General features: G+C 64.6%; 10 protein-coding genes. All 10 read right to left on the minus strand.

Annotated features, from left to right (window positions below; genetic code table 11):
* Positions 1–169 precede the first annotated feature (169 nt).
* Positions 170–4,369 (minus strand): DNA-directed RNA polymerase subunit beta', encoded by a 4,200-nt coding sequence (gene rpoC / locus QW861_RS03910; RefSeq protein ID WP_315714568.1) that lies wholly within the window; start codon positions 4,367–4,369, stop codon positions 170–172.
* Positions 4,370–4,500: 131 nt separating this feature from the next.
* On the minus strand, positions 4,501–8,619 hold the full coding sequence (gene rpoB / locus QW861_RS03915) for a DNA-directed RNA polymerase subunit beta (protein ID WP_315714569.1): 4,119 nt from the start codon (positions 8,617–8,619) through the stop codon (positions 4,501–4,503).
* A gap of 548 nt (positions 8,620–9,167) precedes the next feature.
* Positions 9,168–9,545, minus strand: a complete 378-nt coding sequence (rplL, locus tag QW861_RS03920; RefSeq protein ID WP_172108050.1) for a 50S ribosomal protein L7/L12 — start codon at positions 9,543–9,545, stop codon at positions 9,168–9,170.
* Between the two features lie 60 nt (positions 9,546–9,605).
* Entirely contained in the window at positions 9,606–10,124 is a 519-nt protein-coding gene (gene rplJ, locus QW861_RS03925) for a 50S ribosomal protein L10 (RefSeq protein ID WP_008963452.1), read from the minus strand.
* A 715-nt stretch (positions 10,125–10,839) separates the two neighbouring features.
* A complete protein-coding gene (locus tag QW861_RS03930) occupies positions 10,840–11,487 on the minus strand; it encodes an Isoquinoline 1-oxidoreductase subunit (RefSeq protein ID WP_315749613.1) in 648 nt (215 codons plus the stop codon).
* The gene (locus tag QW861_RS03935; protein WP_316171206.1) at positions 11,484–13,667 is read right to left on the minus strand and encodes a xanthine dehydrogenase family protein molybdopterin-binding subunit; all 2,184 of its coding nucleotides are present in this window, start codon (positions 13,665–13,667) and stop codon (positions 11,484–11,486) included. Before QW861_RS03935 ends, QW861_RS03930 begins: the two co-directional genes overlap by 4 nt.
* 2 nt (positions 13,668–13,669) lie before the next feature.
* Positions 13,670–14,134 (minus strand): (2Fe-2S)-binding protein, encoded by a 465-nt coding sequence (locus QW861_RS03940; RefSeq protein WP_316171205.1) that lies wholly within the window; start codon positions 14,132–14,134, stop codon positions 13,670–13,672.
* Positions 14,135–14,308: 174 nt separating this feature from the next.
* The gene (locus tag QW861_RS03945) at positions 14,309–15,259 is read right to left on the minus strand and encodes a 2-hydroxyacid dehydrogenase (RefSeq protein WP_316192727.1); all 951 of its coding nucleotides are present in this window, start codon (positions 15,257–15,259) and stop codon (positions 14,309–14,311) included.
* A 35-nt stretch (positions 15,260–15,294) separates the two neighbouring features.
* Positions 15,295–17,007 (minus strand): bifunctional protein-serine/threonine kinase/phosphatase, encoded by a 1,713-nt coding sequence (locus QW861_RS03950; protein WP_315714574.1) that lies wholly within the window; start codon positions 17,005–17,007, stop codon positions 15,295–15,297.
* Positions 17,008–17,045: 38 nt separating this feature from the next.
* Complete coding sequence (locus QW861_RS03955) at positions 17,046–18,305, minus strand: MFS transporter (protein WP_315714575.1); 1,260 nt, start codon at positions 18,303–18,305, stop codon at positions 17,046–17,048.
* Positions 18,306–18,825: the final 520 nt, after the last annotated feature.

Consider the following 18,825-nt stretch of genomic DNA (forward strand, 5'->3'; position numbering starts at 1 on the left):
ATGCTTCCAAAAGCGCCTCTGTCCCTGAAGGGAAGATGAACAACGGGGCAGCAGCGCGGCAACAGGAGAAGAAAATGTCAAAAAAAGGCCGGCAAACGCCGGCCTTTTCTACGCGTGATGAACGCACGGCAGACCCCGACACCGTCGGGGTCATGCCGCAACCGTCCGTTTACTCCGCCGGCGGCAGCGCGAGCGGCTGAGGCTCGGGCTGCGCCGGCACGATCGCCGCCTGCTTCTCGCGCTCGTCGAGAATCAGCTTGTCGCGCTTCAAGGCGACTTCGCGGATGCGGGCCATCGAGGCGCCGGTGCCGGCCGGGATCAGACGTCCTACGATGACGTTCTCCTTGAGACCCTCGAGTGGATCGATCTTGCCGTTGACCGCCGCCTCGGTGAGGACGCGGGTGGTCTCCTGGAACGAGGCCGCCGAGAAGAACGACCGGGTCTGCAGGCTCGCCTTGGTGATGCCGAGCAGAACCGGAGTGCCTGTGGCCGGCTTCTTCGCCTCCTCCACGGCCTTCGCGTTCAGCAGGTCGAACTCGATCTTGTCGACCTGTTCGCCCGAGATCATGTCGGTATCGCCCTGGTCGGTGATCTCCACCTTCTGCAGCATCTGGCGGACAATCACCTCGATGTGCTTGTCGTTGATGAGCACGCCCTGCAGCCGGTAGACCTCCTGGATCTCGTTGACCAGGTAGGCCGCGAGCTCCTCGATGCCCTTGATCGCCAGGATGTCGTGCGGCGCCGGGTTGCCTTCGACGATGAAGTCGCCCTTCTCGACGATGTCGCCATCCTGCAGATGGATGTGCTTGCCCTTCGGGATCAGGTACTCGCGCGGCTCCTCGGTCTTGTCGACCGGCTCGATCGAGATGCGACGCTTGTTCTTGTAGTCGCGACCGAACCGGATGGTGCCGGCGATCTCGGCGATGATCGCGGCATCCTTCGGCTTGCGCGCTTCGAACAGCTCCGCCACCCGCGGCAGACCGCCGGTGATGTCGCGCGTCTTGGCGCTTTCCGTCGAGATACGCGCGAGGATGTCGCCCGGCTTCACCGTCGAGCCGACGTCGACCGACAGAATCGCGTCGACCGACAGCATGTAGCGGGCATCGCCGCCGCGGGCGAGCTTGAGCACCTTGCCGTCCTTGCCCTTGATCACGATGGCCGGACGCAGATCCGCGCCACCGCGCGTTCCACGCCAGTCGATGACCACGCGCTTGGCAATACCGGTGGACTCGTCGAGCGTTTCCGAGATCGACAGACCCTCGGTCAGATCCTCGAACCCGATCGTACCCTCGGCTTCCGTGAGGATCGGACGGGTGTAAGGGTCCCACTCGGCGATGCGCTGGCCGCGCTTGATCATGTCGCCGTCGTCGACATGCATGCGCGCGCCGTACTGGATGCGGTGCGTCGCACGCTCGGTGCCGTCGGGGTCGACGATCGTCACGACCATGTTGCGGACCATCGCGATCAGATGACCCTCGCTGTTGCGGGCGATCGCCTTGTTCTTGATGACCACCTTGCCTTCGAAGTTCGATTCCACGAAGGACTGCTCGTTCAGCTGCGCCGCACCACCGATGTGGAAAGTGCGCATCGTCAGCTGGGTGCCGGGCTCACCGATCGACTGCGCGGCGATGACGCCGACGGCCTCACCGTGGTTGACCGGCGTGCCGCGCGCCAGATCGCGGCCGTAGCACATCTTGCAGATGCCGTTGACCAGCTCGCAGGTCAGCGCCGAGCGGATCTTCACCTCCTGCACGCCAGCCTGCTGGATGGCGTCGATGTGGCTCTCCTCCATCAAGGTGCCGGCCTTGACGAGCACCGCGTTGGTCGCGGGATCGCGCACGTCGTCGCAGGGCACGCGGCCCAGGATGCGCGAGCCGAGCGAGGCCACGACCGTGCCGGCATCGACGATGGCGCGCATCTTGATGCCGAGATGGGTGCCGCAATCGTCCTGCGTGATGATGCAGTCCTGCGCGACGTCGACCAGACGACGGGTCAGGTAGCCCGAGTTCGCGGTCTTCAACGCGGTGTCCGCGAGACCCTTGCGGGCGCCGTGGGTCGAGTTGAAGTACTCGAGAACCGAGAGACCTTCCTTGAAGTTCGAGATGATCGGCGTCTCGATGATCTCACCCGACGGCTTGGCCATCAGGCCGCGCATGCCGGCGAGCTGACGCATCTGGGCCGGCGAACCGCGGGCACCGGAATGCGACATCATGTAGATCGAGTTGATGTCGGCATCCGCCCCCGTCGCCGTCTTCTTGGTGACGGAGATCTCCTTCATCATCTCCTTGGCGATCTCTTCGCTGGCCTTCGACCAGGCGTCGACGACCTTGTTGTACTTCTCGCCGTGGGTGATCAGACCGTCATTGTATTGCTGCTCGAAATCCTTCGCCAGCGTACGGGTGGTGTCGACGATCTTCCACTTGCCCGCCGGCACGACCATGTCGTCCTTGCCGAACGAGATGCCCGCCTTGAAGGCGTTGTAGAAGCCGAGCGCCATGATGCGGTCGCAGAAGATCACCGTCTCCTTCTGACCGCAGTGACGATAGACCTGATCGATCACGCCCGAGATCTCGCGCTTGGTCATCAGCTTGTTGATGACCTCGAACGTGACGCGCGGATGCTTCGGCAGGAGATTGCCGAGCATGACGCGGCCCGCGGTGGTTTCGATCCAGCGCTTGGCGATCTTGCCGGTCTCGTCCATGCCCTCCCAGCGATACTTGATCTTGCTGTGGAGATGGATGGCCTTGGCGTGCAGCGCATGCTCGAGCTCGGCCATGTTGCCGAACGCCATACCCTGGCCGGGCATGCCCTCGCGCATGATCGAGACGTAGTAGAGGCCGAGCACGATGTCCTGCGACGGCACGATGATCGGCTGACCGTTGGCCGGATGCAGGATGTTGTTGGTCGACATCATCAGGACGCGCGCTTCCAGCTGCGCTTCGAGCGACAGCGGAACGTGCACGGCCATCTGGTCGCCGTCGAAGTCGGCGTTGAAGGCCGAGCAGACCAGCGGATGCAGCTGGATCGCCTTGCCCTCGATCAGCACCGGCTCGAACGCCTGAATGCCGAGGCGATGCAGCGTCGGCGCGCGGTTCAGGAGCACCGGATGCTCGCGGATGACCTCGTCCAGGATGTCCCAGACCTCCGGACGCTCCTTCTCGACCAGCTTCTTGGCCTGCTTGACCGTCGTCGACAGGCCCTTGGCGTCGAGCCGCGAATAGATGAACGGCTTGAACAGCTCGAGCGCCATCTTCTTCGGCAGGCCGCACTGGTGCAGGCGCAGCTCGGGACCGACCACGATGACCGAACGGCCGGAGTAGTCGACGCGCTTGCCGAGCAGGTTCTGACGGAAGCGACCCTGCTTGCCCTTGAGCATGTCGGCGAGCGACTTCAGCGGACGCTTGTTGGCGCCGGTGATGACGCGGCCGCGGCGGCCGTTGTCGAACAGCGCATCCACCGCCTCCTGAAGCATGCGCTTCTCGTTGCGGATGATGATGTCGGGCGCGCGCAGCTCCATCAGCCGCTTCAGGCGGTTGTTGCGGTTGATGACGCGGCGATAGAGGTCGTTGAGGTCGGAGGTCGCGAAACGGCCGCCGTCGAGCGGCACCAGCGGGCGGAGGTCCGGCGGGATCACCGGAACCACGGTCATGATCATCCATTCCGGCTTGTTGCCGGAGTGGCGGAACGCCTCGACGATCTTCAGGCGCTTCGCGAGCTTCTTGTGCTTGATGTCGGAGTCGGTCTCCTGCATCTCGGCACGCAGCGTCTGCTCGAGCTTCTCCAGCTCGAGGCCGCGCAAGAGCTCACGGATGGCCTCGGCGCCGATCATGGCGGTGAAGCTGTCCTGGCCGTATTCGTCCTGCGCCTTGAGGTACTCGTCCTCGGACAGCAGCTGACGGTCCTTGAGCGCGGTCAGACCCGGCTCGAGAACGACGTAGTATTCGAAGTACAGGATCCGCTCGAGATCCTTCAGCGTCATGTCGAGCAGCAGGCCGATGCGCGACGGCAGCGACTTCAGGAACCAGATGTGCGCGACGGGAGCGGCGAGCTCGATATGGCCCATGCGCTCGCGCCGGACGCGCGACAGGGTCACCTCGACCGAGCACTTCTCGCAGATGATGCCCTTGTACTTCATCCGCTTGTACTTGCCGCACAGGCACTCGTAGTCCTTGATCGGCCCGAAGATGCGGGCGCAGAACAGGCCGTCGCGCTCGGGCTTGAAGGTACGGTAGTTGATCGTTTCCGGCTTCTTGATCTCGCCGTAGGACCAGGACAGAATCTTCTCCGGAGACGCAATCGAGATCCGGATCTGGTCGAAGACCTGAGCCGGCGTCGTCGGATTGAAGAGATTCATAATTTCTTGGTTCATCGTATTCTCCTCGCGGGCCGATCGGGGGTCGGCCGCAAATTCGAAAATCTCTCAACGGGCGCCTTGTCCTGACCCGCGGGGGAAGGCGCCGGCACCCGGCCGTCCGAGACGGCCGGGCATGACCTCTTGAACTACTCGGCGGCTTCCGACGTCGGCGCCGGTCCGAGCTTGGAGTTGTGCAGGTCGACGTTGAGGCCGAGCGAGCGCATTTCCTTGACCAGCACGTTGAACGATTCCGGAATACCGGCCTCGAACGTGTCGTCGCCGCGCACGATCGCCTCGTAGACCTTGGTGCGGCCGGCGACGTCGTCCGACTTCACCGTCAGCATCTCCTGCAGCGTGTAGGCCGCGCCGTAGGCTTCGAGCGCCCACACCTCCATTTCGCCGAAACGCTGGCCGCCGAACTGGGCCTTGCCGCCCAGCGGCTGCTGGGTGACCAGCGAGTACGGGCCGATCGAACGCGCATGGATCTTGTCGTCGACCAGATGGTGCAGCTTCAGCATGTAGATGTAGCCGACCGTCACCTTGCGATCGAACGCATCGCCGGTGCGGCCGTCATAGACCGTCGACTGACCGGATGCGTCGAGGCCGGCGAGCTTCAACATCTCCTCGATGTCGGCCTCCTTGGCGCCGTCGAACACCGGCGTGGCGATCGGCACGCCGCGGCTCAGATTGTGACCAAGCTCGATCAACTCGTTGTCGTTGAGCGACTTGATGGTCTCGTCATCGCCGTAGATCCGCTTCAAGGTCTCCTTCAGCGGCTTGACGTCCTGCTTCGACAGGTAGGCATCGACCGTCTGGGCGATGCGCTTGCCGAGGCCGGCGCAGGCCCAGCCGAGATGGGTCTCGAGGATCTGCCCGACGTTCATGCGCGAGGGCACGCCGAGCGGGTTCAGCACGATGTCCGCATGGGTGCCGTCCTCGAGGAACGGCATATCCTCGATCGGCACGATCTTGGACACGACGCCCTTGTTGCCGTGACGGCCCGCCATCTTGTCGCCCGGCTGGATCTTGCGCTTCACGGCGACGAAGACCTTGACCATCTTCATCACGCCGGGCGGCAGCTCGTCGCCACGCTGCAGCTTCTCGACCTTGTCGAGGAAGCGCTGTTCCAGCCCCTTCTTCGACTCGTCGTACTGCTTCCGCATGGCCTCGATCTCGGCCATCAGCTTGTCGTTCGGCGAGGCGAACAGCCACCACTGCGACTTCGGATACTCGTCGAGCACCGCACGCGTGATCTTGGTATCCTTCTTGAAGCCCTTCGGCCCCGAGATGCCCTGGCGGCCGTCCAGCATGTCGGCGAGACGGCTGTAGACGTTGCGGTCCAGGATCGCCTGCTCGTCGTCACGGTCCTTGGCCAGACGCTCGATCTCTTCCCGCTCGATCGCCAGCGCACGCTCGTCCTTGTCGACGCCGTGACGGTTGAAGACGCGGACCTCGACGATTGTGCCCTGCACGCCCGGCGGCACCCGCAGCGAGGTGTCGCGAACGTCGGAGGCCTTCTCGCCGAAGATGGCGCGCAAGAGCTTTTCTTCCGGCGTCATCGGGCTCTCGCCCTTCGGCGTGATCTTGCCGACCAGGATGTCGCCGGCGCGCACCTCCGCGCCGATATAGACGATGCCGGCTTCGTCGAGGTTCTTCAGCGCCTCTTCCGACACGTTCGGAATGTCGCGCGTGATTTCCTCCGGACCCAGCTTGGTGTCGCGGGCCATCACCTCGAATTCCTCGATGTGGATCGAGGTGAAGACGTCCTCCTTCACGATCCGCTCGGAGAGCAGGATGGAGTCCTCGAAGTTGTAGCCGTTCCACGGCATGAACGCGACCAGCACGTTGCGGCCGAGCGCGAGCTCGCCGAGATCGGTCGACGGACCGTCAGCGATGATGTCGCCCTTCTTGACGATGTCGCCGACCTTCACCAGCGGACGCTGGTTGATGCAGGTCGACTGGTTCGAGCGCTGGTACTTCATCAGCCGGTAGATATCGACGCCCGACTTGGTCGGATCGAGATCTTCCGTGGCGCGGATGACGACGCGGGTGGCGTCGATCTGGTCGATCACGCCCGAGCGGCGCGCCGCGATCGCGGCGCCCGAGTCACGGGCAACCACGCCTTCCATGCCGGTGCCGACGAACGGCGCCTCGGCGCGAACCAGCGGCACCGCCTGGCGCTGCATGTTCGAGCCCATCAGCGCGCGGTTGGCGTCGTCGTTCTCGAGGAACGGGATCAAGGCCGCGGCAACCGAAACCAGCTGCTTCGGCGACACGTCCATGTAGTCGACCTTGTCGGGCGTCATCGGCACGACTTCGCCGGCATGACGGCAGACCACGAGGTCCTCGGTGAAGCGGCCCTTGGCATCGAGCGGCACGTTGGCCTGCGCGACGCGGTAGCGCCCCTCCTCCATGGCGGACAGATACACTACCTCGTCGGTGACGCGGCCGTCCTTGACCTTGCGGTACGGCGTCTCGACGAAGCCATACTTGTTGACGCGGGCGAACGTCGCCAGCGAATTGATCAGGCCGATGTTCGGACCTTCCGGCGTCTCGATCGGGCAGATGCGGCCGTAATGCGTCGGATGCACGTCGCGCACCTCGAAGCCGGCGCGCTCGCGCGTCAGACCGCCCGGTCCGAGCGCCGACAGGCGGCGCTTGTGGGTGATCTCCGACAGCGGGTTGGTCTGGTCCATGAACTGCGACAGCTGCGACGAGCCGAAGAACTCGCGCACCGCGGCGGCGGCCGGCTTGGCGTTGATCAGGTCCTGCGGCATCACGGTGTCGATGTCGACGCTCGACATGCGCTCCTTGATGGCGCGCTCCATGCGCAAGAGACCGATGCGGTACTGGTTCTCCATCAGCTCGCCCACCGAGCGGACGCGGCGATTGCCGAGATGGTCGATGTCGTCGATCTCGCCCTTGCCGTCGCGCAGGTCGACCAGGGTCTTGATGACCGCCAGGATGTCTTCCTTGCGCAGAGTGCGCTGGGTGTCCGGCGCATCGAGCTCGAGGCGCATGTTCATCTTGACGCGGCCGACCGCGGAGAGGTCGTAGCGCTCGGCATCGAAGAACAGCGACTGGAACATCGCCTGCGCCGAATCGAGCGTCGGCGGCTCGCCCGGACGCATCACGCGGTAGATGTCGAACAGCGCGTCCTCACGCGTCATGTTCTTGTCGGCCGACAGCGTGTTGCGGATGTAGGGGCCGACATTGACGTGGTCGATGTCGAGCAGCGGCAGGTCCTTGTAGCCCTGCTCGTTCAGCACCTTGAACAGCTTGTCGGTGATCTCCTCGCCGGCCTCGGCATAGATCTCGCCGGTCTTCGGATTGACGAGATCCTCGGCGATGTAGTTGCCGAGCAGCTCCTCGTCCGACATGCGCAGCGCCTTCAGCCCCTTCTCCTGGAGCTGGCGGGCGGCGCGAACGGTGAGCTTCTTGCCGGCCTCGAGCACGACCTTGCCGGTGTCGGCGTCGATCAGGTCGTTGACGGTCGAATAGCCGCGGAAGCGGTTGGCGTCGAACGGAACGCGCCAGCCTTCCTTGATGCGCTTGTAGATCAGCTTCTTGTAGAAGGTCGACAGGATCTGCTCGCCATCGAGACCGAGCGCGAACATCAGCGACGTCACCGGCAGCTTGCGGCGACGGTCGATGCGCGCGAACACGATGTCCTTGGCGTCGAACTCGATGTCGAGCCAGGAGCCGCGATACGGGATGACGCGGGCGGCGAACAGCAGCTTGCCCGACGAGTGGGTCTTGCCCTTGTCGTGGTCGAAGAACACGCCCGGCGAACGGTGCATCTGCGAGACGATGACGCGCTCGGTGCCGTTGACGATGAAGGTGCCGTTCATGGTCATGAGCGGAATGTCGCCCATGTACACGTCCTGCTCCTTGATGTCCTTGACCGACTTCGCGCCGGTCTCCTCGTCGATATCGAACACGATGAGGCGCAAGGTCACCTTGAGCGGCGCAGCGAAGGTCATGCCGCGCTGACGGCACTCGTCGACGTCATATTTCGGCGGCTCGAACTCGTAGCGGACGAACTCCAGCATCGAGGTGCCGGAGAAGTCGGAGATCGGGAATACCGAGCGGAACACCGCCTGCAGGCCCTCATCCGGCCGGCCACCCGTGGGCTCGTCCACCATCAGGAACTGGTCGTAGGACGCCTTCTGAACCTCGATGAGGTTCGGCATCTCCGCGACTTCCTTGATGTGTCCAAAGAACTTGCGAACGCGTTTGCGACCGGTGAATGTCTGCTGCGCCATCGTGGCCTCTCATTTCGTCGCCCGGAGGGGCGAACCTTCCGAAACAGCGGCTGCCACCGCCCCTTCGGGTTGAATTTCGATCCATTTCGAGGATCTGAGGCCCAGAGCCGGAACGGAAATGTCCCAGATCTGTTCTTCAGACCAGCAAAACGCAAAACGACGCGCGAGGCGCGAGGACGCACCCGCTCGTCACAACCATCTCGTCACGGACTGCAAAAGCCCGAAATTGCCTATCTCCCAACGGCTTACGGACGGAGACGCCACTCCACCGATCAACCGGCTTTTCGTGCTGCCGACCCAATATGGGTTGACAATAATCGAGATTCGAGAGCGAAGCCCCTAAATCTCCACACTTTTCCGTGTTCGGCCCACAACGGACGGTTCCGTTGCACGCCTTTTGCAGTGATTCCGAGCCGCGCCCAATACCCCTGCAAAACTCCTTGTCCACATGATGACCGGGCGATGTTACCACCCGATCATCATAATCTGTCGAAAGCCCCCGACCTGCCCATGGCAGCCCAGGGACTTCGTTCGCGCAATCGAAGCGATTACTTGAGCTCGATCTTGGCGCCGGCCTTCTCGAGCTGAGCCTTGATCTTCTCGGCCTCGTCCTTGTTGACGCCTTCCTTGACCGGCTTCGGAGCACCCTCGACCAGGTCCTTGGCTTCCTTCAGGCCCAGGCCGGTGATGGCACGGACTTCCTTGATGACCTCGATCTTCTTGTCGCCGGCCGAAGCCAGGACAACGGTGAACTCGGTCTTCTCTTCCGCCGGAGCGGCAGCGGCGCCACCAGCGCCCGGAGCGGCGACGGCCACGGCGGCCGCGGCGGACACGCCCCACTTCTCTTCCAAGAGCTTCGCGAGCTCAGCAGCCTCGAGAACGGTGAGGGCCGAGAGGTCGTCGACGATCTTCTGCAGGTCAGCCATTGATGTAGTCCTTTAGTGTGGTTCGGTTCGAAACCAGGTTGTGAGTGTTTGCGAAGGGCGTCAGGCCGCTTCGCCCTTTGAGGCATGAGCCTGGATGACGCGCGCGACCTTGGCCGCGGGAGCGTTGGCGAGCTGGGCCAGCTTGGTCGCCGGAGCCTGGATCAGGCCGACGAGCTTGCCGCGCAGTTCGTCCAGCGACGGCAGCGAGGCCAGAGCCTTCACGCTGTCGACATTCAGGACGGTTGAGCCCATCGAGCCGCCGAGAATGACGAACTTTTCGTTCGCCTTGGCGAATTCGATGGCAACCTTGGGCGCCGCGACAGGATCGTTCGAAGTTGCGATCACGGTCGGCCCCTTCAACAGGGGACCGATGCCGACGACGTCCGTGCCTTCAAGAGCAATTTTGGCGAGACGGTTCTTCGAGACCTTCACCGACGCACCAGCCTGCTTCATCTGCTTGCGCAGGTTCTGCATCTGAGCCACGGTGAGGCCGGAATAGTGAGCGACGACGGCAACGCCCGTGGTCTTGAAGACCTCGTGCAGCTGCTCGACCGCCTCTTTTTTTGCCGCTCGTTCCACAGCAAGCTCTCTCCGGTTGGCGGCCTTCGCCCGAAAGCGGGACCGCCGGGTTGCACCCGCCATCCCACCAAACCTGACCTCCGGACGGAAGAACCCGAGGACACGAAAGGCAAAACGGCGATGAATAGCCTGCCCTTCCGAAAGCCCTGAGAGCCCGCGGAGTGTCGAGGTTCGAACCAAACCTGCATGCCACCACGACAAAGGCAGTGGACACGCCGAAATCCGGTCTTCACCCGTCTATGCAGGCTGGATGATTAAGCCATTGAGGAAACTGGATTTCCGCGCCGGCGCCTGCAGTCTCGGACAGGATTCGGAGTGATCGGCGAACCGACCTCCCCTGCGGCATTCGAGAGCAGAAAGATCCTTCTTCCTTCCGAGAAATCCAAACGGATATCCTCAAAAGGAATGCTGGCTCCTCTCAACTTTCGGAATGCGCGCACAGGCGCGCCAGCAACAGCCGGCCCGCCTGGAAGCCGGTTCTTTAACGGGTCCATTGCGACTTGCCAAGACCCCAAGAGCAAAAATCGCACCAGTTGGGCCATGCCGTCGAGCCGGGTGGGAGCCCCCCCGTCGCCCGGATGAGCGACAGCCGGCGCGCGGGACGCGCGTCGGCGATAGCGACATGCGGGGTCTCACGTGCTCTGCCGGAAAACCCGGATGTCGCTGCGCTCATCAGGGCCGAGGGGCATTGCACGCGCAGGGGCGCAATCCCGCCTCAGCCCTTCGGACAGGCCGCTCCGGCGTCGGCCCAGGCCTTGATCAGCTCGCCGAACTGCTTCTGGGTTCCCGGGGCCGGGGTCCGCCCAGCTCCCGGATTCCAGCCCCAGCCGACCAGCTCATCCTCAGCCATATGGTGAATCAGCTGCGCCATGGTCTTGCCGCCGTTGCGATTTGGATCCTTGATCTGTGCGCAGATCTGGCCGAGCGACTTGCCCTGCCAAGCCATCTCGATCGGGGCCAGCTGCCACTTGGGATTACCGGGCACGCGCGCCGCGTCGAAATTGGCCTCGTGGTGGCAGGTCGTGCAGGCGAGCCCGCCGGGGGCACCCATGCCGGCCTCGCCGCGGACCACCAGCGGCTGATGCGGAATCATCCTGTCGGTCTGGGTCGGCCGGTCGCCGGCCGGGTGGCAGTTCATGCATCGCGGTGACTGCAGTACCTTGCCGGCCTCTTCGAACAGCGCCACGGCGCGCTCGTCCTTGCTCTTGATCCTGGCGAAGTCCGCCACCGGCTTGAGCCCGCCGGCGACGTGCGTGGCCTCGGGCGCCGCATCGGCGCGCCGCAGTGCCGGCAGGGCTACGATCGCAACCGCAGCCAGGCTGCCAGCGAGCAGCGCCATCGTCGCCGTTCTGAACAGGCTCATGCGGTGTCTCCCGGCCGGATCGGCAGTTGGGTCGGGCGCGGCAGACCCAGCCTGGCCATGGCGTTGGCGACGGCAGGTCCCAGCGGCGGCACGCCGGGCTCGCCGACTCCCGAGGGTTTCTCGGTCGACGGCACGATCGCAACCTCGATCTGCGGCATCTCGTGGATGCGCAGCGAGCGGTAGGTGTCGAAATTGCCCGACACCGGTCGTCCCTCGTCGAGCGGCTGCTGCGCATAGAGGATGTGGCCGAGCGCAAAGCCGATGCCGCCCTCCATCTGGGCGCGGATGATGTCGGGATTGACTGCGACGCCGCAGTCGACAGCGCACCACACCTTGTGCACGACCGGTCCGTCGGCCCCCATCGACAGCTCGACCACCTGGGCGACGTAGGTGTTGAAGCTCTCGACCACGGCAACGCCGCGGGCGCGGCCCGCCTCGAGCTTGGCGCCCTTCCAGTCCGCGAGCTCGGCGACCGCCTTGAGCACACCGGCGTGACGCGGCTTGTCGGCCATCATCGCCAGTCGTCCCTCCACAGGATCCTGGCCGGCGGCTTCGAGCAACTGATCGACGAACGCCTCGACGGCGTAGCCAGTATGGGTGTGGCCGACCGAGCGCCACCACAGCACGGGCACGCCGACATCGACCTGATGCAGGTCGCAGCGGAAATTCGGCACCTGGTAAGGGATCTCGTTGGAGCCCTCATAGGCCGTCGAATCGAGGCCGTTCTTCATGGTCATCGCCTCAAACGGCGAGCCCTTCATGATCGACTGCCCGACGATCGTATCCGACCACGCCACGATCTTGCCGTCGCGGACCACACCGCGCATTCGGTGCAGGCTGAATGGTCGGTAGTAGCCGCCGCGCATGTCATCCTCACGGGTCCACACCAGCTTGACCGGACGTCCCGGCCCGATCGCCTTGGCGACCTGCGCCAGCTCCATGGCGACGTGGGTCGACTGCTGCGCCCGCCGGCCGAAGCTGCCGCCGGCGAGAATCGTCTTGAGATCGACTTTGGCGATGTCGAGCCCAAGCACCTGCGCGATCACGGCGTGATCAGGCGTCGGAAACTGGCTGCCATAGCGCGCCGAGGCGGTATCGCCCTTCCAGTGAATGAAGGCGTTGATTGGCTCCATCGGCGCATGGGCCAGATAGGGAAAGACGAACTCGGTCTCGATCAGCTTGCCGCCCTTGGCGATCTCGGCGTCAACGTCGCCCTCCTGCTTCACCAGGGCGCCCTGCTTCTTCGCACGGGCGCGAAACTCCTCCAGCAGTTGCGCCGTGCCGCGCGTCTCCGCCTTGCTGTCGTCCCAGGTGATCTTGAGAAGGTCACGTGCCGTCTTCGCCGGCCAGAACCCCTCGGCATAGACGGCTACACCGTTCGGCACCTCCTTGACGTCGACCACTCCCGACACGGCCTTGGCCGCCGACGCGTCGAACGACGCCACCGTGCCGCCGAACCGCGGCGAGCGCGCCACCAGAACGGTCAACGTCCCCGGATCCTTGATGTCGAGCGTGTACTCGGCCGAGCCGTTCGACTTCGCCACGCTGTCGAGCCGGGTCACCGCGCCTTCCTTGCCGATCAGCTTGAAGGCGGAGGGATCCTTGAGCTGCGGGTTCGCCGGCACCGGCTGCTGCATCGCCTTGGCGGCCAGCGCGCCGAAGCCGCTCTGCTTGCCGGACGGATGCTTGATGAGGCCCTTCTCGACCGTGATCTCCTCGGCCGGGACCTTCCATTCGTCGGCGGCCGCGGCCACCAGCATCGCGCGCGCGGCGGCGCCGACCTTGCGCATCTGCTCGTAGGAATTGGCGATTGCGCTGGAGCCGCCGGTACCCTGCACCCCGAACAGCAGGTTTTTGTAGAGCACCGGATTCGAGGGCGCATGATCGGCGCGCATCTGCGACCAATCGGCATCGAGCTCCTCGGCCACCAGCGTGGCCATGCCGGTGAACGGGCCCTGCCCGAACTCGATGTGCTTGCAGAGAACGGTGACAGTGTCGTCCTGGCCGATCACCAGAAACGTGTTCGGCGCGATGTTGACGGACTTGGCCGCGGCGCCATCCTGCGCGTAAGCGACACCGCTGCGGGCGAGATACGTGGCAAGCACCAGACCTGCGCCTGCTTTCAGCAGCGAACGCCGGGACAATGCGGTTGAGGCAGCGGGCTTCACATGTGCATTCATGGTCAACCCTCCAGCGACTTGGCCGCGGAATGGATCGCGGCGCGGATGCGGACATAGGTCGCACAGCGGCAGATGTTGCCGTTCATTGCCAGGTCGATGTCCTGATCGGTCGGCTTGGGGTTAAGACCGAGCAGCGCAGCGGCGCTCATGACCTGCCCCGATTGGCAGTAGCCGCATTGCGGCACATCGTGCGCCGCCCAGGCCTTCTGCACGGCGACGGCTTCCTTGCTGGTCAGCCCCTCGATCGTGGTCACCTCGCTTTTTCCGACCGCCGAGACGGGCAACGAGCAGGAGCGCACGGTCTGGCCATCGACATGGACGGTGCAGGCGCCACACTGCGCGACGCCGCAGCCATACTTCGTACCGGTCAGCCCGACATTGTCACGGATGGCCCAGAGCAAGGGAGTTCCGGGATCGACATCGACCTGATGCTCGCGCCCGTTGATCTTCAATGTGAACGCCGCCATTGCCGCCCTCGCTATCCATCGTTCGAAGAGCAAGAGTTAGAAGCATTCGATAATGGTTCGCAACTCACAGAGATGTGCAGTGCATCGAAAAATTTCTGCGCGGGGACGGAACGTTCTATAGCCGATGCAAAATCGCTCACGATTACGCTACCGCGGTCCCGCAAGGCGAGACAGCTACTTCACCTGATAAGGCAACGTCTCGCCTGCAAAGAACGCCGCGAGGTTGGCGACCACGCAGGCCTGCATGGCGACGTGCGACTCCCTGGTGTTGCCACCGATATGCGGGGTCACCGCCACGTTTGGCAGCGTGGTCAGCTCATCCGGCGCATGCGGCTCGGTCTCGAACACGTCGAGACCGGCGCCAGCGATGGTGCCGTCCTTCAGCGCCGCCAGCAGCGCCCGCTCGTCGATGACGGAACCGCGCGAGATGTTGACGACATGGCCGTCGGGACCGAGCTTCTTCAGCAGCTCAGCGTTGATGACGTGCGTGGTCTCGGCGCTGGCACGGACCGCGATCATCAGCACGGCGCACCATTCGGCGAGCGCATCGAGGCTCGGGAGGTACTGATACGGCAGATCTTCGTAGCGGGTGCGGTTGAAATAGCCGACCTCAGTCTCGAACGCCGCGACCCGGGCGGCGATCTTGCGGCCGATCTCGCCCATGCCGTAGACGCCGACCTTGCAGCCGACGAGGCTCGGCGGCGGCTTCATCAGCGGCGACGGTTTTGCGGACGCCCAGCCCCCGTCGCGGACATAGGCGTCTGCCACCGTCAGCCGCCGCGTGCTCGCCAGCATCAGCATCACAGCGACGTCCGCGACCGCCGCGGCATTGGCGCCCGGGCTGTGGCCGACGGCGACGTTACGCGCCGCGGCCGCCTTCAGGTCGACGCCGTCGTAACCGGTGCCATAGCAGACGATGGCCCCGAGCGCCGGGAGCCTGTCCATGTCGGCAGCCCCCAGCGGCGTGCCGCCGGCCGTGATCAGCGCCCGGATCCGCGCGACCTCGTCCGCCGGAAACACCTCGTGCGCCGGCTTGCCGCCGCTGTCGAGCAGCTCGAAGCGATCGGCGAAGCGCTGGGTCAGCGACTTCGGCAGGCGGGAATAGATCAGGACCTTCTCGGGCATCGGGATTACCTATTCGGGCGGTCGCACGTCGCCACTCAGTGTCGCGTCAGCAGGCTCAGCAGAATGATGATGATGATGAATTGAAGCGCGCAGAGCATCCTCCAGAACAACAGCGGATTGCGGTCGTGAAGCGAGCGACGCTTGGCGATCGCCGGACCCGCCCATGACGCACCGTTCTCCAACTCGTGGGCGAATTCGATGGCATCACCGTAACGCTGTGCAGGATCGACGTTCAACGCCTTTCCGATCACGGCGTCGAGCCAGGCCGGCAGTTCCGGTCGGTAGCGTGAAATCGGCACCGGTTTGCCGAAGCGCGGGCGCGAGAACGGCTCGATCTCGCCGAACGGATAAGAGCGCGTGAACATGCGGTAGACGGTGACGCCGAGGGCGAACAGGTCGGACGCTTCGTCACCCGGCTTACCGGCGAACAGCTCCGGCGCCATGTAGCTCGGGGTCCCCGGAATATCCTCGGCCGGAAAGTCCTCGAACCGCGGCACGCGCGCGACCCCGAGATCGATCAGGCGCAAGCCGCCGTTCTCGAGCAGGATCACGTTGTCCGGCTTGATGTCGCGATGGATGATGCCGGCCCGGTGCAACGCCACCACCGCGCGCACGAGCTTGGTCGCGATCGCGGTGCCCTCCGCAAGCGACAATCGGGGCGGCCGGTTCAGACGCTGCTCGAGCGTCTCCCCCGCGTAGAATGGCATTGCCGAATAGAGCCGGGTCTGGCGCTCGACGGGAAGCTCGATGATTTCGCCGATCCAGATGCTGCGCACACGCGCGGCGACCCAGGCTTCGCGAATGAACGCCAGGCGGAACGAACCTTCGCTCGCGACGCGCGGATGCGGAAATTTCAGGACGACCTCCCTGTCACCCTGCCCCGCGTCGATCGCCTTGAACAGCCGGGAGTAGCGGCCATCGGACAGGAGTTCGCCAAGCCGGAATCCGTCGATCACGTCACCGGGCGAAGGCAGCTCGCCGATCGGCAGGGACGAGATCGAACCGGTGAGCTCGTCGCGGTCAGCGGGCGGAAGATCGACGACGTCGAGCACCAGCGCCGTCGAATTGTCATTGCTGCCGGCCGCGAGCGCGGCGGCGACGATCCCGCGCGCGGAATCGTCCGGGGGCGTGCGCTCGGCGAGGATCTCCTGAAGGCGCGAATCCGGCAGGATGCCGTGGATGCCGTCGCTGCAGATCAGAAACCGGTCGTGCTGACGCATGCCGAGCGTCGTGTAGTCGAAGCGGGCGAACTGCTCGAAACCGATGCCCCGGTTGAGGACGTGGGCAAGGTCAGCGCGGCCCGCGACATGGTCGGTCGTCAGACGCTCGAGGCGCCCTTCGCTCAGGCGGTAGACGCGAGTGTCCCCGACGTGGACGACGTGGCAGGTTCGCCGCGACAGCACCACCGCGGAGAAGGCGCAGCTCATTCCATGCAACTCGGGGTCGACGCGGCCCTGCGCATGGATCCAGCTATTGATGGCTTCCAGCGCACGCGCGGCTCGGCTTCGCACGCCCGCCGTCTCGGGCAGAGAATGATAGGCATCGATGAAGCCGCGGACGGCGAGCTCCGCCGCCTCGCGCCCACCCTTGTGGCCGCCGACGCCGTCGGCGACGGCGGCGACGATATCGCGATCCGTCGCCCCCTGCAGGCCAAGGCGGGCGCCGACGTAATCCTCATTGTTCGGTCGCTTGCCGGTCTCGCTAGCGAAGCCGACGCGAACCTGAAGATTGCGATGCGCGCCGGCCACGCCTGAACACCTTGCCTATGGAGCGACGGCGCGTCGGGTCAGACGCGCGCGCCGGAAACGGCGCCCCACGTGGTGCGCCAACGGACCTTGACCATGGCAAGTCCGACGAAGCCGAGCAATGCCAGCAAACCAAAGAACAGGAAGCCGGCGCCGAATCCGCCGGTCATTCCCTTGGCCGTGCCGAGCGCCTGGGCGAGGAAGAATCCGCCGATGCCGCCTGCGCAGCCGACGAGACCGGTCATCAGGCCGATCTCGTGGCGGAAGCGCAGCGGAATGAGCTGGAACACCGCGCCGTTGCCCATCCCGAGCGCGAGCACGCCGACCGAGAACAACAGCACCGAAATCCACGCAATGCGTGGCATGTTCATGAGCTCCCAGCCCGCCTGGGTCGGCGCAGCCGGCCCTTCCGGCATGAAGGCGATCACGACATAGGCGGCGACCACAATGCCAAACAGGATCGAGAGCGACCGGATGCCACCGATCCGGTCCGCAATGAGACCGCCCACCGGACGGAAGCCGGAGCCGAAAGCGACGATCAGCGCCACCAGCAATCCGGCCGCCACTCCGGAGACATGATACTGCACCGAGAAGTACAGCGGCAGGGCGTTGGCGAGGCCGACGAAGCCGCCGAAGGTGATGAAGTAGAAGAACATGAACCAGCGGCTGTCGGGATCGCGCAGCAGGCCGCCATAGGCCTTGAGCGAGACCGGCTTGCGTTCACCGGGCGCATCCTTCGCGGCGACGATGTAGTAGATCAGGACCATGACCATCGGGATGAGCAGCACCCCGAAAACGGCCTGCCAGCCCCAATGTTCGGCGATGGTCGGCGCGAGCAGCGTGTCGAGCACGACGCCCATGTTTCCGGCCCCTGCGATCCCCATCACGATGCCCTGATACTGCGGCGGATACCAGCGGCTGGCCTGAGGCAGCGCGACGGCGAACGAGGCGCCGCCGATGCCGAGCACGACGCCGAACAGCTCGACGGCCAGCTTGCTGGGGAGTCCGAAATAGGCAACGCAGGCGGTCGCCGTCATGACCACCAGCTGCGCGATCACGCCCGTGCGCTTGGCGCCGATGATGTCGGCCAGAATGCCCATGGGAACACGCAGCAGCGCGCCTGCCAGCACGGGGATCGCGACCAGCGTGAACTTTTCGTTGACCGCAAGATTCATGTCGCGGGCGACATAGACGATCAGCGGTCCGAGTGCGACCCAGGCCATGAAGCTGATGTCGAAATAGAGGAAAGCAGCCAGCAGTGTCGGCCAATGACCGGCCTTCTTGAAGTCGTCGAGCTTCATGGTCTCAAACCTCGTGACGCAGGCGCGCGCGAGCAGGCTCGGCAGGAGCTGCGTAAAGGGGACAAATTGTCGGGTGAGTTGAGCGGCGGTCTCGTCGTTGAGATACGCCCGGTCCTGCCCGCCTTTCAGCAAGTTTCGCACCAACTTTGGTGATTCACGTTTTTCTCAACCCGTACCGGCGCTTGGGACTTCGAAGCCGCAGTTCTACGGATCGCTGATGCTCAACATGAACGCAGAGCCCGCCTGCACCGCGCGCACACTGATGGCTTTTTGAGCGCCCGCCGAAGCCGACGCGATCGGTACTCGAACGGAAGGGCCTCCATCGAGGATGCACATAATCTGATCTGCCGCGGCTACTATTTGAGCGCAGGTGTCGCCAGCGGCGCGCGCAAGCGGCGGCTCAACCCTTGAATTACCGCGATTTCCGGCGACGACCCGAATGGCACGAGATTTGAATTAGTTGGCTCGCGACCGTCATTGGCGACGATCAGCTCTGCCCGCAGTTGGGCCTCCCCCAAAA

It is taken from the genome of Bradyrhizobium sp. SZCCHNRI1029 (assembly GCF_032487555.1).
GTDB lineage: Bacteria > Pseudomonadota > Alphaproteobacteria > Rhizobiales > Xanthobacteraceae > Bradyrhizobium.

Excerpts from the sequence above, each read along its gene's own strand:
- rpoC (WP_315714568.1), bottom strand. The coding sequence starts at position 4,369 with ATGAACCAAGAAATTATGAATCTCTTCAATCCGACGACGCCGGCTCAG.
- rpoB (WP_315714569.1), bottom strand. The coding sequence starts at position 8,619 with ATGGCGCAGCAGACATTCACCGGTCGCAAACGCGTTCGCAAGTTCTTT.
- rplL (WP_172108050.1), bottom strand. The coding sequence starts at position 9,545 with ATGGCTGACCTGCAGAAGATCGTCGACGACCTCTCGGCCCTCACCGTT.
- QW861_RS03930 (WP_315749613.1), bottom strand. The coding sequence starts at position 11,487 with ATGAGCCTGTTCAGAACGGCGACGATGGCGCTGCTCGCTGGCAGCCTG.
- QW861_RS03935 (WP_316171206.1), bottom strand. The coding sequence starts at position 13,667 with ATGAATGCACATGTGAAGCCCGCTGCCTCAACCGCATTGTCCCGGCGT.
- QW861_RS03940 (WP_316171205.1), bottom strand. The coding sequence starts at position 14,134 with ATGGCGGCGTTCACATTGAAGATCAACGGGCGCGAGCATCAGGTCGAT.
- QW861_RS03945 (WP_316192727.1), bottom strand. The coding sequence starts at position 15,259 with ATGCCCGAGAAGGTCCTGATCTATTCCCGCCTGCCGAAGTCGCTGACC.
- QW861_RS03955 (WP_315714575.1), bottom strand. The coding sequence starts at position 18,305 with ATGAAGCTCGACGACTTCAAGAAGGCCGGTCATTGGCCGACACTGCTG.